Below are 15,281 nucleotides of genomic sequence, written 5' to 3'. Positions count from 1 at the left end.
TTCTCCCTCATAGTAACATTACGAGTGAAATGTTCGAGGGGGGAGAAGTTTTCATGAAAAAGATTATCTGCGCTTTTATCATTGCATTTGCAATCATCCATACCAACACACCCATACTTGTATTTGGTGCAGGCCTATCTGCCAACATTCAAATACAACCCCATCTTTATTCTCCCGTTTATAAAAACAAAATTGACGAAACTTCAACCGGAACCGAAAAAACGATTCCATCATTAAAGGTGCACTACATTGATATAGGGCAAGGAGACGCCATCCTTCTTCAAACACCAAATGGCTCCCAGGTGCTGATAGACACCGGTCCGAGGGAATCGGCACCCAAATTAATAGGCTACCTAAAAAAGCTTTCCATTACCGCAATTGACTTGCTGGTCATCACTCACCCTGATTTTGACCATATTGGTGGAATTCCGGCGCTATTTGAGGAAATACCTGTAAAGAAGATTCTTGATAGTGGTAAAGCGCACTCCACATTGTCCTTCATCCAGTACAAGCAGTACGTCTGGAATAATATTGTTCCTGTGCAATATGCCAAGGAAAAAATGAAGCTTGAATTTGATCCGGATCTAAAAGTGAAGGTGCTTAATAGCGGTGTTGGTAAAAAGGAAACAAATGATGCTTCCATCGTTCTCCAGGTTGCCTACGGGGAAATAAAGTTCCTCTTTATGGGAGACACAGAGGAGATGGAAGAGAAGAGGCTGAGCAGAAAATACAACCTGGAATCCACCATACTGAAGGTTGCCCATCATGGATCCAACAGTTCCTCTACAGCTGCATTCCTGAAGGATGTAAAACCAAAAATCGCAGTCATTTCCGCTGGAAGGAACAATGATTTTGGTCATCCACACCAGCCTGTTCTGAACAGGCTGATTGAAAGCGGTGCAGATATCTATAATACGGCAGAAGCAGGGGATATCGTGTTCTCGACGGATGGAACTCTGTTGTTTGTCAATGATCGACCATGGCTGTATGCAAACAGCAAGGAAAGGACCAAGACAAATACTATAACAATTACAGACCTGGACGTAAAAGAAGAAACAGTGACCTTGCAGAACCAAGGGACAGAAACAATCGACCTGACGGATTGGAAGCTTATCAGCCAGAAAGGATACCAAACATTTGATTTTCCGAAAAATTATAAGCTAGCCCCAGGTGAAATGATGTATATTACTTCAGGAGCTCAAAAAAAGCATTTCAAAAAATATATCCATTGGCTAAGCGACCATTTGTGGAACAACAAAGGGGATAAAGCACAACTCTTTAATGAAAAAGGAGAGCTTGTTGATGAGATAGAAAACTTCGATGAAACTGAAAACTAGAAATGATGTTTAAATTGCGGTGTAAGGTGATATGTAAAAGGGAAGGTAAAGAGCATCAAGTGTTAATGTTGGGAGCGATACAAGAATGAAACTACGCAAGCCATATCGTATATTACTGCCTTTTGCGATAATTTCCCTTTTATTTATTGTGTACATACACATCTCAAAGGATAAAATTGTTTCCTCGGCTGTACTCGATAAAACAAATAATGCAGTGGCGGTAAACATTCAGAACCCTTTCATTGTTCCCATTACCATCTATCATTCAAAAGTGGTGGATAAGGAAGAGAAGGAGATGCCTGTAACCGCTTATAGTATCATTTTAAATGGCTCTTACGGCAGTTCGGATGCAACTGTTGACCAAGCGGTGATTTCCCGGAAAACGGATGTGTTCGAGGAATTGAAGGAAGTGGACATTCCCGGTGCAAGCAATAAAAAAGAGAAAAACTATACAATCTATATGAGAGAAAAAGATAAGAAATGGAGGATGGATACTGCCAAAGAAGTATCGATTTCATTTAAAGTATTTTCCTTTCTCCCTTTCCATACGAAAGTTAAACTTTGAACGGACGCTATTCAGTTAGCGTCTTTTTTGTTGTTATGGTGGAAAGTAAGTAACCTCCTCTTAGAGTAAAAAAGGACATTTAAGGAAAAAATAACATGAGTTGTGACAAGTTTCGACAAAAAAACGAAACTAATGGCGTTTAGGGCAGGAAAGAGAGGGAATGTACATAGTGAAGCCACTCTACTTTATCGACTTTTATTATTGGATATTACTTAATAATATTGCTGACCCGAGATGGTGGCTGTTATTCCTTTCTATTTTTTGGCCTTGGATTGTTTGGTGGAAGCTTGTCGCCAAAAAGCGCCTATTCGAAATTCTCGCATATGGGCTATTATGGGCGGCGATGGCTACCTGGCTGGATCTACTTGGGACATCAAATGGCATGTGGGAGTATCCTTTCAAATTATATTACAAGGTATCCTGCCTGCTTCCCGCAGATGTTTCAGTCATTCCCGTGCTGTATATGCTTCTCTATCAGTATGGAGAAAGGTGGAGAACCTTCCTTTTAGGCAGCGTGATTGTATCTACCTTGCTTTCTTATATATTCGAACCCCTTTTTCTGAAAATAAATATGCTTAACCTTATTACATGGACTCACATTAAGTCATGGTTCTCTTTTATTTTTCTTGCACTCGTAACAAGATTAGTTATTACCCTTTTAAAAAAGGCACAGCAAAAGTTTTTGGTTGACTAACATGTATATACAAGTTAGACTGTAAATCTAAAGATGTATATACAAGTTTATCTTTTAAATGTAAGCGTTTATCTCAGACTCTAAACCTGGAGGGAATTATATGTTTAAGAAACTTTTCGGTATGAAGGATACAGAAGCAAAACCGACGGAGGAAGTTGTGTTTGCGCCATTAAGTGGAAAAGTGACGGAACTGACAGAAGTTCCGGACCCTACATTTTCACAAAAAATGATGGGGGACGGACTAGCAATCATCCCGAGTGAAGGTGAAGTAGTCTCTCCGGTTGATGGGGAAATCGTACAATTCTTCCATACAAAACATGCAATCGGAATTCGTTCTGTAACGGGAGCTGAAATACTTATACATGTAGGTCTTGAAACTGTTTCCATGAATGGAGAGGGCTTTGAAGGTCATGTCAGAGAAGGGGATAAAGTAAAAGCTGGGGATAGACTCATCAGCTTTGATCTAAATCTGATAAATGAAAAAGCGGCAAGCACCATTACACCTGTCGTAATCACGAACGGCGAAGTGGTGGAAAGCCTTGACAAAAAGCGTACAGATAATGCTGTTAAAGGACAAACTGAGTTATTCCATCTAAAAGTGAAGAGCTAACGCAGAGAAAACGGGAGGATACGAATATGGACATTAGAAAGCAGGCAGAAGAGATTGTCCATGCCATCGGGGGAAAAGAAAACATCAGTGCAGCAACACATTGTGTGACACGTCTCCGTTTGGCATTGAATGATGAAAGTAAGGTCGACCAGGAAGCGCTTGAACAAATAGAGAGTGTAAAAGGCTCCTTTTCCACAAACGGACAATTTCAGATTGTTATTGGACAAGGCACCGTCAATAAAGTCTATAAAGAGTTTGTAGTAATTACAGGTGTAGGTGAATCTTCTAAGGATGAAGTGAAAAAGGCTGCTGAGCAGAATTTGAACCCGATCCAGCGTGCAGTAAAAACACTGGCGGATATATTTATTCCAATCTTACCTGCAATCGTAACAGCAGGCCTCTTAATGGGGATCAACAACCTGCTTACTGGAGCGGGGATATTTTACAATGATGCTTCCATTATCGATAAACACCCGCAATGGGCAGATATTGCAGGCATTATCAACCTGATTGCAAATACCGCATTTGTTTTCTTGCCTGGTCTTATAGGGTGGTCTGCTGCCAAAAGATTTGGCGGCAGTGAACTATTAGGGATAGTTCTTGGGTTGATGCTGGTGCACCCGGACCTTTTGAATGCATGGGGCTATGCAGAGGCACAGAAAGAGGGGGACGTGGACACCTGGAATTTCCTTGGACTTGAAATCGAAAAGGTTGGTTATCAAGGACAGGTATTGCCAGTTCTGGTGGCAGCTTTTGTATTAGCCAAGGTAGAACAATTCCTGACAAAACGTGTGAGTGACGGTTTTCATTTATTGGTCGTTCCACCAATTACATTATTACTGACGGGATTCATTACATTTGTAGCAATCGGACCTATCACATTTGCAATCGGAAACTTCCTGACGGATGGGTTTGTATCCATCTTTGATGCGGTTCCTGCCATCGGTGGTCTGATCTATGGCGGATTGTATGCACCACTTGTTATCACAGGAATGCATCATACGTTCCTGGCTGTGGATCTACAGCTGATATCTGCAATCGGAGGTACGTTCCTATGGCCGATGGTTGCCCTCTCGAATATTGCACAAGGGTCTGCAGCTTTCGCCATGATGCTTGCTACCAAGGATGAAAAATTGAAAGGATTGGCGTTGACTTCCTCCATATCCGCATGGCTCGGTATTACGGAACCTGCGATGTTCGGGGTAAACCTTCGTTACCGTTATCCATTCTTCGCTGCAATGATCGGATCTGCCATTGCAGGTGTGACCATTACGATTGCAGGTGTAATGGCACCATCCATCGGAGTTGGAGGGATTCCGGCATTCTTCTCCATCCTGAATGAATTCTGGCCGATATTCTTTGTAGGAATGGCTATCGTGCTCATTGTGCCATTTGGACTTACATTTTTAATTGCCAAATTTAAAATGAGACAAGAAGCACAATAAAATTGAATGTTACATTGTAAAGGATTGTAAAAAGGGGCCAGACCCCAACTTACAATCCTTTACAAATTTGAAGCGAAGCATGTAATATACTTTTCGTGAAGGAGAGATGAGAGATGCAAAAGGCTTGGTGGAAAGAAAGCGTTGTTTATCAAATCTACCCTAGAAGCTTTATGGATTCTAACGCGGATGGAATAGGTGATATCCAAGGGATCATATCCAAACTTGATTACTTAAAGGAGCTTGGAATCGATACCATATGGCTTTCTCCAGTATATGAATCCCCTAATGATGACAATGGCTATGATATAAGCAACTATATGTCCATTATGAAAGAGTTTGGTACCATGAAGGACTGGGAAGAGCTGCTTATGGAGGTACATAGACGTGAAATGAGGCTGATTATGGATCTTGTGGTGAACCATACATCAGACGAGCATGAATGGTTCATCGAGGCTAAGTCATCAAAAGATAACCAGTATCGTGACTATTATATTTGGCGGGACCCAAAAGATGACGGCTCCGAGCCGAATAACTGGGCGTCTAATTTCGGCGGATCTGCATGGGAGTTCAATGAGGAGACTGGTGACTATTATCTGCATCTTTTCTCCAAAAAACAACCAGATCTCAACTGGGAGAACAAGAAGCTGCGTGAAGAGATTTATACGATGATGAAATGGTGGCTTGATAAAGGAATTGATGGATTTCGGATGGATGTCATCAATTTCATTTCCAAAGTGGATGGACTACCTGATGGAGAAGTGAAACCTGGAAAGTCTTATGCTTCAGGAAGTAAGTATTACCGAACAGGTCCTTATATCCATGAGTATCTGCAGGAAATGCATCGAAATGTACTCTCTCACTACGATGTCATGACAGTAGGGGAAATGCCTGGTGTTACACCTGAACAGGCCATTGATTACACGGCTGAGGAACGGAATGAATTGAATATGGTGTTCCAATTTGAACATGTAGGTCTGGATAATGGTCCGAACGGGAAATGGGATTTGAAGCCGTTGGTGCTGCAAGATTTAAAAAAGAGCTTATCCCGTTGGCAGGAAGCGTTAGGTGAAAAGGGTTGGAACAGTCTTTATTTTAATAATCATGACCAGCCGCGTGCCCTATCCCGCTATGCTGATGATGGGAAATACCGGATACAGTCTGCCAAAATGCTTGCCACACTCCTGCACATGATGAAAGGTACTCCGTATGTGTACCAGGGAGAAGAGTTAGGCATGACCAATGTGGCTTTTGAAGCCATAGAAGATTATCGTGACATTGAGTCCTTGCAAGCATATGAAGAGCTGAAAAGCCAAGGCTGGGATGAAGAGATGATCATGAAGAGCATCCATGCGAAAAGCAGGGATAACGCAAGAACACCTATGCAATGGAGTGCCGAAAAAAATGCAGGGTTTACTAAGGGAACGCCGTGGATAAATGTGAACCCAAACTATCAAAAGATAAATGCTGAAAATGAGCTGAGTAATCCGGACTCGATTTTCTATTACTATCAGAAACTCATCCATTTAAGAAAGCAGAACGAAATAATCATATATGGAAATTATCAATTGATTTTGGAAGATCATCCTGAAATCTATGCTTATGTAAGAACATTTCAGGATAAAAAACTTTTGGTCATCTGTAATTTCTATGAAAACAATCCGGTATTCGAGTTGCCAAGAGACATTCACTTCATGACTAAACAGCTTTTGGCAAGCAATTATGAAACCGAAGAACAGAGCGACATTTCAAGATTCACCTTGCAGCCATTTGAGGCGAGAGTGTATTTGTTGAACTGATCAAGTGAGGATAGAAACTGTATAAGAAAGTACAAATAAAATGAGGTGTTGAAATGAGCAAGATTGCGAAGGAACCATGGTGGAAACGTTCGGTGGTGTATCAAATCTATCCAAAAAGCTTCAATGATACAACAGGAAATGGTGTAGGGGATATCCAGGGGATTATACAGAAACTAAACTACTTGAAGGAGCTCGGGGTGGACGTCATCTGGCTGACTCCGATCTACAAATCGCCGCAAAAGGATAACGGGTATGATATCAGTGACTATTTTTCCATCCATGAAGAGTATGGAACGATGGAGGACTTTGACCAACTCCTAAACGAAGCCCATGATAGAGGGATAAAAGTGATCATGGATATAGTTGTCAACCACACTTCAACAGAGCATGAATGGTTTAAAAAATCCAAGGATGCAAAAGAAGATAATCCTTATCGAGACTTCTACATTTGGAAGGACAGCAAGGAAGATGGATGTGAACCGACAAACTGGGAATCAAAATTCGGCGGCAACGCTTGGGCATTCGATGAAAAGACAGGACAATGGTATTTGCATCTTTTCGATATTACGCAAGCCGATTTGAATTGGGAGAACGAAGAGGTGCGAAAACAGGTATATGACATGATGACCTTCTGGTTTGAAAAGGGAGTGGACGGCTTCCGGCTTGATGTGATCAATCTTATATCAAAAGACCAACGTTTCCCCGATGATGATGGCTCCGTGCCTCCGGGAGATGGCCGTAAATTCTACACAGACGGTCCAAGAGTTCACGAATATATGAATGAAATGTATGAAAAAGTCTTTTCCAAGTACGATAGCATGACTGTAGGGGAAATGTCCTCCACCTCGATCGACCATTGCATCAAGTACACACGTCCGGATCGTAACGAATTGAGCATGACATTTAATTTCCATCATTTGAAAGTTGATTATCCAGGCGGGGAGAAATGGTCTGTCGCGGATTTTGATTTTCAGGAACTGAAAGAAATATTATCCACTTGGCAAATAGAAATGAACGCTGGAGGGGGATGGAATGCCCTGTTCTGGTGCAACCATGATCAGCCACGTATTGTATCGAGATATGGGAATGACAAGGAGTTCCGAGAAGAATCAGCTAAAATGCTTGCTAGCAGTATGCATATGATGCAGGGAACTCCTTATATTTATCAGGGCGAAGAGTTTGGGATGACCAACCCTGGGTATGTGAAAATTTCGGATTACCGTGATGTTGAATCGTTGAATACTTTTCATTTGAAAAAGGAGGCAGGAATGTCAGAAGAAGAGATCCTGGAAATATTAAGGCATAAATCCCGTGATAATTCCCGCACCCCTGTTCAATGGAATGACGAGAAGCACGCAGGGTTCACCACAGGCACTCCCTGGATTGGCGTAGCGGAGAACTACTCGGATATCAATGCAGAAAAAGCGCTAAGTGACAAGGATTCCATCTTTTATCACTATAAAAAACTGATTAGGCTTCGCAAGGAATACGACATTTTGACATATGGCGATTTTCAGCTGATTTTGGAAAAGCATCCTGACATCTTTGCATACATCCGCAATGGCAAGGATGAGAAGCTTCTTGTTGTGAGCAACTATTATGCAAAAGAAACGGTCTTTACATTGCCTGAGGATGTGGACGTCGATGGATATAAAGCTGAAATCCTGCTGAGCAACTATGAGGATTCCTGTGAAGCGTTTGGGCAAATTACTCTTCGTCCCTATGAATCCATTATTTATCACCTAAAAAAGTAATGATAAAATGGTGATAGGTGGTTAATCATGAAAAACAATAAATTTCAAGCGATCTATCAGGAGCTTGCAAAAAAATTGGAAGAGAAAGAAATAAGGGTAGGAGAAAAGCTCCCATCAGAACATGAATTGATGGTCCAGTACCATACATCAAGGGAAACCATCCGAAAAGCATTGAACCTCCTTGCACAGAATGGTTATATTCAAAAGGTCCGCGGCAAGGGATCGATCGTGCTTGATCGTGCAAGATTTGATTTTCCGATTTCAGGACTTGTCAGCTTTAAGGAGCTGGCAAGAAAGATGGGGAAACCTTGGGTAACAAAGGTTCATGAGCTTAAAGTGGTAAAACCGTCAGATGAATTGAGAGAAAGCTTGGGAGCGGACGAACTTTGGAAAGTGGTACGTTCGCGTCAAGTGGATGGTGAGCGTATCATTTTGGACACTGACTACTTCCAAACAAGACATGTGCCTCTATTAACAGAAGAGATAGCTGAGCAATCCATCTATGAACACCTGGAGAATGGGCTGGGGCTTTCAATCAGCTTTGCTGATAAGGAAGTGACAGTGGAGGAAGCGAACCCACTTGACCGGGAGTTGCTGGACCTCAATGGCTTATCGCATGTTGTAGTGGTGAAGAGCCTTGTTCATCTTGATGACGCCAGTCCTTTTCAGTTTACAGAATCACGTCACAGACTGGATAAATTCCGCTTTGTTGACTTTGCAAGAAGGATGAAATAAAAACAAGCACCACTTCTCTAGCAATAGAGTGAGGTGCTTGTTTTTTGTTAATTATGGCTCATTTCATAAAGAATGTTGCTATAAGAATAGGTCTGGGCTAAAGATAAGATGTACACATTCTACCCCCTGTTGGTCTCCGTTCCAGGTGTTCGCTTATCCAGGAAGGCCTCGGGAGCCTCCTCGGTGCTTCGCACCTGTGGGGTCTCCCTTGACACGCTGCTCCCGCAGGACAAGGAAGGCTGCGGCAGCGATACATCGCACGCAGAAAATGCTGGCATTTTCAAGGAGTCTCACACCTTGCACTCCAACCAACAGGGGTGAATAGTAGTATAAAATTTGCCTTTCTAAAGTTTGAAAAATTGCCTTTGTCTCATATTTTCATTTTAGTGGGGCGAATAATTTTAAAACTTGAGTTGATTGTAGCGGAGGACACTTGACTCCTGCGGGAAATTAGAGGGCATTGGAGAACCCACAGGCGAAGCCGAGGAGGCTCCCATCCGTCCCGGGGAATCTTGTGTCCGAAGCGGAAGGCAACGGGTTACATTTGATGTATACATTAATCTTAATACAATGCATGAGTATTTATTAATTATCCAACTCAAAATCTTTCAATATTGCTTCAAGTTCTTTTTCCTCCATTGAAGACAAACGCAAATGGTAGTCTTTGAAATCCATATGGGACGTGACGGGATTTGGAACAACGATACAATGAATGCCGGCAGCCATTGCAGCATTGGAGCCGTGCAGGGAATCCTCGAACGCAATCGCTTCCTCTCCATTTACACCTAGATTCTGTAATGCATTTATGTATAAAGCGGGATCTGGTTTGACCTTTTCAACATCCTCCCTGGTGACGATCGTTTCAAAATAGCTGAATATGTCAAGTTGCTCCAGATAACCTACCACCCAATCGCGACCTGAGCTTGAAGCGAGTCCGATTTTTAATCCATTCTTCTGTGCGGACTTCAAGTAAGCAAGTACGCCAGGACGAAGCTCAGGACGGGAGGCTTTCTCCAAATAGTATGCATTTGTCAATTCTTTCATTCTTTCCTCTTCTATTTCAGGTACAGCTTGTTGAAGGAACTCATACAGGACCCTGCTGCTTGTGCCGATGCAGGCACTGTAATCCTCGATGGACAATTCGTGTTGATGCTCCTTCTTCATAATATCCCTGAAGCTTTCATACCATACGGTTTCAGTATCGATGATCAGTCCATCGAAATCAAAAATCACTGCTTTTATCAATGTGGTTGCCCCCTTTTCTCAATTATAACTCATTTCGGGAATATATTAATTTTTCACAAAGTAGGTATTCTCACAAAGGTATAGAATAATAACCTTTAGACATTAATTTACATAAAAGGATGCATTTTATGAATCTATTAAAATTCTTAGTGATATTTGTTTTACTGCTGTGTTCTGGGGTTGTTTTTTACTGGGGTAGGATAACAGAGTATGGATTGCTTGTTTCTATACCCCATTATTTCATTTCAATAATTATGTTTGGGTGTGCAATTCTACTTTTCTTCAAAAAAGTGAAAATATGGACAAAGGAAGAGAAAATGAAGAGTTTCGCAAAAACTAGGCAAAAAGGTATGCTTTTGTTTGTATTGAAATTTGGTTATCTATATTTTTCATTGCCTGTGACCTTGATAAATGCAGCATTAACGACAGATACTCTTCGCTACCTGTCTTTCAATGATTTTATAATAAGACATGTTGTATCCATCATCATCACCGGGCTCCTGGCAGGTTGGTTTTTATGGATGTACCTTGAAGGAGAATATGAAGAATATATACAGAAAGCTAATGAGGGAATGGAAGAGAGGAATAGAGATTAATAGGTACATCTTAACTATTCCATATTATTTCCGATAATGAAGGTAGGGAAGTCATTTACTTGCGGAAGGACGAACACGATATGGAAAATAGATCTGGCATTTTATTGGATTCCGGTACCAATGAGGTGGAATTCCTGGAGTTTTTGATGGCTGATACTAGCTTTGGGATCAATGTATTGAAAGTAAGGGAAATCATAAATCCGGTAAGCATCACCAAAATCCCCCATTCGCATCCCAATGTGGAAGGAATCATCGAATTGAGGGGGGAAGTTTTACCTGTTATCTCTTTGAGAAAGGCGTTATCCATCGAGGCGGAGAGTTCCTATCAGGAGGATAAATTCATCGTTGCGGAGTTCAACGGCATGAAGGTGATCCTGCGGGTAGATCATGTAACGCAAATTCACCGTCTGTCATGGTCTCAAATGGAGAAGCCGGCCTCACTTAATCAAGGCTTTGAAGATCATGTTACAGGTGTCATCAAAAGGCAGGAAAAAATGATTCTGCTCGTGGATGTGGAGAAGATTTTGTTTGATATTTATCCAAATGTTGATGACGGCGTGCAAGGGATATCAAAAGACATTAATCCGGCAAGAAGTGAAAAGGTAATCGTATTGTCTGAGGATTCCCCGATGCTCCGTAAATTGTTACAGGAAACCATGCTTGCAGCAGGTTTTGAGCATTTGATCTTTTTTGAAAATGGAAAAGATGCCTGGACATTTTTTGATGAGAAGGTCAGGCATGGTGAGCAGAAGGTGGATCTTTTGATTACGGATATCGAAATGCCATTGATGGACGGTCATCATTTAACAAAAAAACTGAAGGACGACTCCTCACTCTCCACTATTCCTGTCATCATTTTCTCTTCATTGATCACAGATCATCTTTATCATAAAGGAGAACAAGTAGGGGCAAATGCACAATTAAGCAAACCTCAATTGAGCAAATTGATCCATTTGATGGATGAGTGGTTATTTTTGAATTAAAGGAGGATATTTGATGATTCTGCATACAGAAATTACAGGTGAGGGGCATCCATTAATGCTTATACATTCGGGAGGGATGTCAGGTTCTTCGGAGTATGAAGAACAGAGGGACTTCTTTGCGGCAAAAGGCTTCCAAGTTATACGGCCTGATTTAAGGGGACATGGTAAATCGGTTGGTCCAATTGATGATTATTTTGGATATTGTACAGAAGATATCATGGATACTTTGAAACACCTTGATATTGAATCCTGTCATTTGGCTGGAGTATCACTTGGTGGGATTGCGGCACTACTCTTTGCCAAAAAATATCCTCATAAAGTGAAAACAATCACGTTTTCCGGGATTTTCCCTGAAAAACCGGAGAACTGGGAAGAATTGACCCAGCAGGAGGCGGCACATCATGAAGTCCTTTTTAAAAGGGAAGAAGTGATAGAGTATATGAATCAAATGCATGATGAAAATGATTGGAGAGCGATGCTTGCTTCCTGGCATCAAGAGAACTTCTACCCGTTTGAAGAAACTGGAGCTGTAGAAGACCTTAAAATCCCTGCCATGTGCTTGGTAGGCGGCGAGTCCTCTTTGGAATTCAAAGCTGCAAGTAGTTACAGAAAAAGAAATGAAGCCATACAAATATCCGTAATCCCGTTTGCCGGCCATCTTGTCCATCGGGATCAGCCGCAATTGTATTCAGAAACTTTATATCTTTTCCTACAACAGCAACAATAAAAACGCCAACCAATCATTCGGGATTGGTTGGCGTTTTTTTAGTAGCTTTCTCCTAGGCGTTTGAATACCGGCTTTTGATAGGTTTTCTTGCCCGGTTGTTTTTTATCTTCTGTTGGGTAGTAGTTCGCGTATTGCTGAAGCAAGTTTTTGGCTACCGATAAGGACATATTCGCTTTCGGATTTCGATAATGGTCATTCAGTTCACCAAGATGAGGCAGTTCCGAGAAGTCCTCCTTCGTTGGTGGAAGATGAAAGAAATAATCCCCGGCTGACACTAGCACATCCGACTGCTGGCGGCTGTTTTTCGGATTTTTGGAAAAGTGCAGCCCCTTTTTGGTAGCCTTGCCTTCTGCAAGAAGCTTTTCAAGTGCTTGGCGCTTTAAAGAGTAAAGAAATTTTGGATCTGGTGCAGTTTTCGCATGGCGATTCACCGTAAAAATGGCACGAGAGAGGTTTTCGATAGAAGATTGCAGTGGGGCTTCTGTATTTCTTTGATTTGTATAGCGTTGATTGGGCATTCGATAATAAACTCCTTTCTTTTCTCTCCATTATACTTATCTTTGTTAAAAAAGGGAAGGGAAGGCCCATATTGTCTTAAATACTGGAAGCAATAGGGGCTTTTTCCTCTCTTTCCTTCATAATTGCCAGAAAACAATCAACAAACCGAGGATCCCATTGAGTGCCTTTGCCTGATTGTAGAATGGATAAGGCTCTTGAAGTGGACATACCTTTCCGATAAGGTCTATCGGATGTCATGGCATCAAAAGCGTCAGCTACTGCGATAATTCTTCCAAAGAGGGGGATTTCTGTTCCTGATAGCCGATCCGGATAGCCATAGCCATCGAATCTTTCATGATGGCTTCGTACACCTGGAATCAATTTTGCCATCGCTTCTTTTGGAAGAACCTGCTCCAGAATATTCGCTCCGAGAACTGGGTGGAGCTTTATCTGCTCAAATTCTTCGTCTGTAAGTTTTCCATCCTTCAATAATACATCGTCCCTGACTCCGATTTTCCCGATATCGTGGAGAAGAGCAGTGTTTTTGAGTTGCTCGAGCTGCTCTAATGGGAGGTTGGCCCTCCTACCGATCAGAACCGAAAATTCACTCACACGCAAGGAATGACCGGCTGTGTATGGATCCCTTGCATCAAGAGCTGTAGAAAGCGTCTGGTAGAAGCTTTCCAATAGAAGTCGATTCGTTTCATTACGTTCCCTTAATCCTTGTACCATGGAGTTGAAGCCACCGATCACATTCGAAAACTCATCCCCATATAGCTCTTTTGCAGGTACAAGTTGATTTTCCTTCACATCCTTCATACCTTTTAATAAAGTATTGATTGGCTGAATGATATCTCGGAAAAGCAGAAATGCCCCGAATGAGGAAAAGGCGGCTGCCACAAGTAAAATGATTATTGCCCAATTCCAAAAATCCGGGAAATAGGCCTCTAAGTGCAACTCATCCAATCGGACCTGTGTCGCTAGACTGAACAGTAATACAGGGAAAATTCCGATAAATAGAGCACTCAACAAAAACTTTGTTCGAATGGATACTAGAACATCCCCTTCAAGGGATAATGTTTGTCTATGTACATTCTTTGAAAATTCCTGAAGGGATGCAAGCACCGGCTGAATGGCACGGGTTGTCAGGAAGTACTCAATGAAAGCATGCATTCCAGCTATCAATAACGCCCCGATTGTAGCATATAGTACGTAATTCGGCGGCATCTCAAGCCATTCGAGATGGATGCTCAGTAGTACCAGGCTTATGGCTGGGATGGAGAGGCCAAGAAAATGAGGTCCCAGAATCCGCTTTACAGTAAGCATTGGAAATCGGTGTGTATGTATAAAAGCGTGTTGACAGTCCATATAGGTGGGTCCTGTTGTACAGAGGATATTTCTGATAACCTTTACATGCCTCTTAAAAACAACGTATTCGCATATCCCCATTACTAGGGCTGAAATAAATAATATGAAGAACATGACATGGGTCTCAAGAAATGACAGATCCAATGTCGAAAAAATTAAAATGCCGCCTACGCCTAATACTGCTATCGAGGACCCGATAAGATAGTTTAGTAGAAGTTGACGGACAAAATTGTAGTAAATGTTCTGATACAAACCATCGCTTCCTTTGAGAGTACTTTTTCTATTACCATTATAATCAAAAATTGGAAACGCGGCTAGTGCATTTGGACGATAATGGTGGGAAGAGGATGCTTATGGACGAATAAAAACTGCCGTTCCGTTTGGAACAATGGATGCTAATTCATTGACTGCGGTGTTCTGCATACGGATGCACCCTTTGGAAACGGCTTTTCCGATGGAGCTCGGGTCGTTCGTACCATGTATACCATAGCTTCTTTTGGACAACGTGAGCCACATGGTGCCATATGGTCCTCCCGGATTCGGTTGTCTGTTCACAATTACAAAATCCCCGACAGGTGTATGAAACAGCATCCTGCCAACAGCAATCGGGTAGATCTTTCTTACAGTTCCGTTTTCCTTGAGTGTCAAAGTGCGACTGGACACAGAGACTTCGATTGAAAATGGAATACTTTCTTTAGGAGGCAACCCTGGAATTACAATCTGTTGACCTACTAATATTATATTGGGATTGGCAATTGTGTTCACCGCCAAAAGCTGTGGTACTGTCCTGCGGTAATCCATGGCTATGGAAGTTAAGATTTCTCCTGGCCTTACAATATGAATCGCCATTTAGATCACCTCCAGATAAGGTTGAAAAGCTCCTGTCAAAGGTATAATATTTCTAACTATTCCTACATATTACAGCCAC

The 15,281-nt window shown here is 41.8% G+C and carries 15 protein-coding genes; 11 read left to right on the top strand and 4 right to left on the bottom strand.

Annotated features, from left to right (window positions below; all coding sequences use genetic code 11):
- Positions 1 to 53 precede the first annotated feature (53 nt).
- The 8 genes from ABN702_RS11300 (at position 54) to treR (ending at position 8,936) form a co-directional block, all read left to right on the top strand.
- Entirely contained in the window at positions 54 to 1,337 is a 1,284-nt protein-coding gene (locus ABN702_RS11300) for an MBL fold metallo-hydrolase (RefSeq protein WP_417900737.1), read from the top strand.
- Positions 1,338 to 1,422: 85 nt separating this feature from the next.
- Positions 1,423 to 1,902 carry a hypothetical protein gene (locus ABN702_RS11295; protein WP_417900736.1) on the top strand — a complete coding sequence of 160 codons (480 nt, stop codon included), beginning with the start codon at positions 1,423 to 1,425 and terminating at the stop codon, positions 1,900 to 1,902.
- A 160-nt stretch (positions 1,903 to 2,062) separates the two neighbouring features.
- Positions 2,063 to 2,596 carry a CBO0543 family protein gene (locus tag ABN702_RS11290; protein WP_417900735.1) on the top strand — a complete coding sequence of 178 codons (534 nt, stop codon included), beginning with the start codon at positions 2,063 to 2,065 and terminating at the stop codon, positions 2,594 to 2,596.
- 100 nt (positions 2,597 to 2,696) lie between these two features.
- A complete protein-coding gene (locus tag ABN702_RS11285) occupies positions 2,697 to 3,206 on the top strand; it encodes a PTS sugar transporter subunit IIA (protein WP_417900734.1) in 510 nt (169 codons plus the stop codon).
- A gap of 26 nt (positions 3,207 to 3,232) precedes the next feature.
- Positions 3,233 to 4,651: a PTS system trehalose-specific EIIBC component gene (gene treP / locus ABN702_RS11280; protein WP_417900733.1), complete on the top strand. Its 1,419-nt coding sequence runs from the start codon at positions 3,233 to 3,235 to the stop codon at positions 4,649 to 4,651.
- A 113-nt stretch (positions 4,652 to 4,764) separates the two neighbouring features.
- Positions 4,765 to 6,447, top strand: coding sequence for a glycoside hydrolase family 13 protein (locus ABN702_RS11275; protein ID WP_417900732.1), 1,683 nt, complete (start codon positions 4,765 to 4,767; stop codon positions 6,445 to 6,447).
- A gap of 53 nt (positions 6,448 to 6,500) precedes the next feature.
- Positions 6,501 to 8,201, top strand: coding sequence for an alpha,alpha-phosphotrehalase (treC, locus tag ABN702_RS11270; RefSeq protein ID WP_417900731.1), 1,701 nt, complete (start codon positions 6,501 to 6,503; stop codon positions 8,199 to 8,201).
- A 27-nt stretch (positions 8,202 to 8,228) separates the two neighbouring features.
- Complete coding sequence (gene treR, locus ABN702_RS11265; protein WP_417900730.1) at positions 8,229 to 8,936, top strand: trehalose operon repressor; 708 nt, start codon at positions 8,229 to 8,231, stop codon at positions 8,934 to 8,936.
- 585 nt (positions 8,937 to 9,521) lie between these two features.
- On the opposite strand, the gene ABN702_RS11260 is transcribed toward treR, so the two are convergent.
- Positions 9,522 to 10,178 carry an HAD family hydrolase gene (locus ABN702_RS11260; RefSeq protein ID WP_417900882.1) on the bottom strand — a complete coding sequence of 219 codons (657 nt, stop codon included), beginning with the start codon at positions 10,176 to 10,178 and terminating at the stop codon, positions 9,522 to 9,524.
- Positions 10,179 to 10,309: 131 nt separating this feature from the next.
- On the opposite strand from ABN702_RS11260, the gene ABN702_RS11255 reads away from it, so the two are divergent.
- The 3 genes from ABN702_RS11255 (at position 10,310) to ABN702_RS11245 (ending at position 12,487) form a co-directional block, all read left to right on the top strand.
- Positions 10,310 to 10,777, top strand: a complete 468-nt coding sequence (locus ABN702_RS11255) for a hypothetical protein (RefSeq protein WP_417900729.1) — start codon at positions 10,310 to 10,312, stop codon at positions 10,775 to 10,777.
- Between the two features lie 80 nt (positions 10,778 to 10,857).
- Entirely contained in the window at positions 10,858 to 11,760 is a 903-nt protein-coding gene (locus ABN702_RS11250; protein ID WP_417900728.1) for a chemotaxis protein, read from the top strand.
- 13 nt (positions 11,761 to 11,773) lie between these two features.
- On the top strand, positions 11,774 to 12,487 hold the full coding sequence (locus tag ABN702_RS11245; protein ID WP_417900727.1) for an alpha/beta fold hydrolase: 714 nt from the start codon (positions 11,774 to 11,776) through the stop codon (positions 12,485 to 12,487).
- A 38-nt stretch (positions 12,488 to 12,525) separates the two neighbouring features.
- Here the strand turns inward: ABN702_RS11245 and ABN702_RS11240 are convergent, their stop codons facing one another.
- The 3 genes from ABN702_RS11240 to ABN702_RS11230 form a co-directional block, all read right to left on the bottom strand.
- On the bottom strand, positions 12,526 to 13,005 hold the full coding sequence (locus ABN702_RS11240) for a YkyB family protein (RefSeq protein WP_417900726.1): 480 nt from the start codon (positions 13,003 to 13,005) through the stop codon (positions 12,526 to 12,528).
- A 76-nt stretch (positions 13,006 to 13,081) separates the two neighbouring features.
- Positions 13,082 to 14,605: an HD-GYP domain-containing protein gene (locus tag ABN702_RS11235; protein WP_417900725.1), complete on the bottom strand. Its 1,524-nt coding sequence runs from the start codon at positions 14,603 to 14,605 to the stop codon at positions 13,082 to 13,084.
- 99 nt (positions 14,606 to 14,704) lie between these two features.
- Entirely contained in the window at positions 14,705 to 15,202 is a 498-nt protein-coding gene (locus ABN702_RS11230; protein ID WP_417900724.1) for a L,D-transpeptidase family protein, read from the bottom strand.
- Positions 15,203 to 15,281 lie beyond the last annotated feature (79 nt).

The sequence above is a fragment of the Bacillus haimaensis genome (assembly GCF_048270625.1).
GTDB lineage: Bacteria > Bacillota > Bacilli > Bacillales > Bacillaceae_I > Sutcliffiella_A > Sutcliffiella_A haimaensis.
The sequence above is the reverse complement of the archived record's forward strand: the minus strand, read 5'-3'. Positions and strand labels throughout refer to the sequence as shown.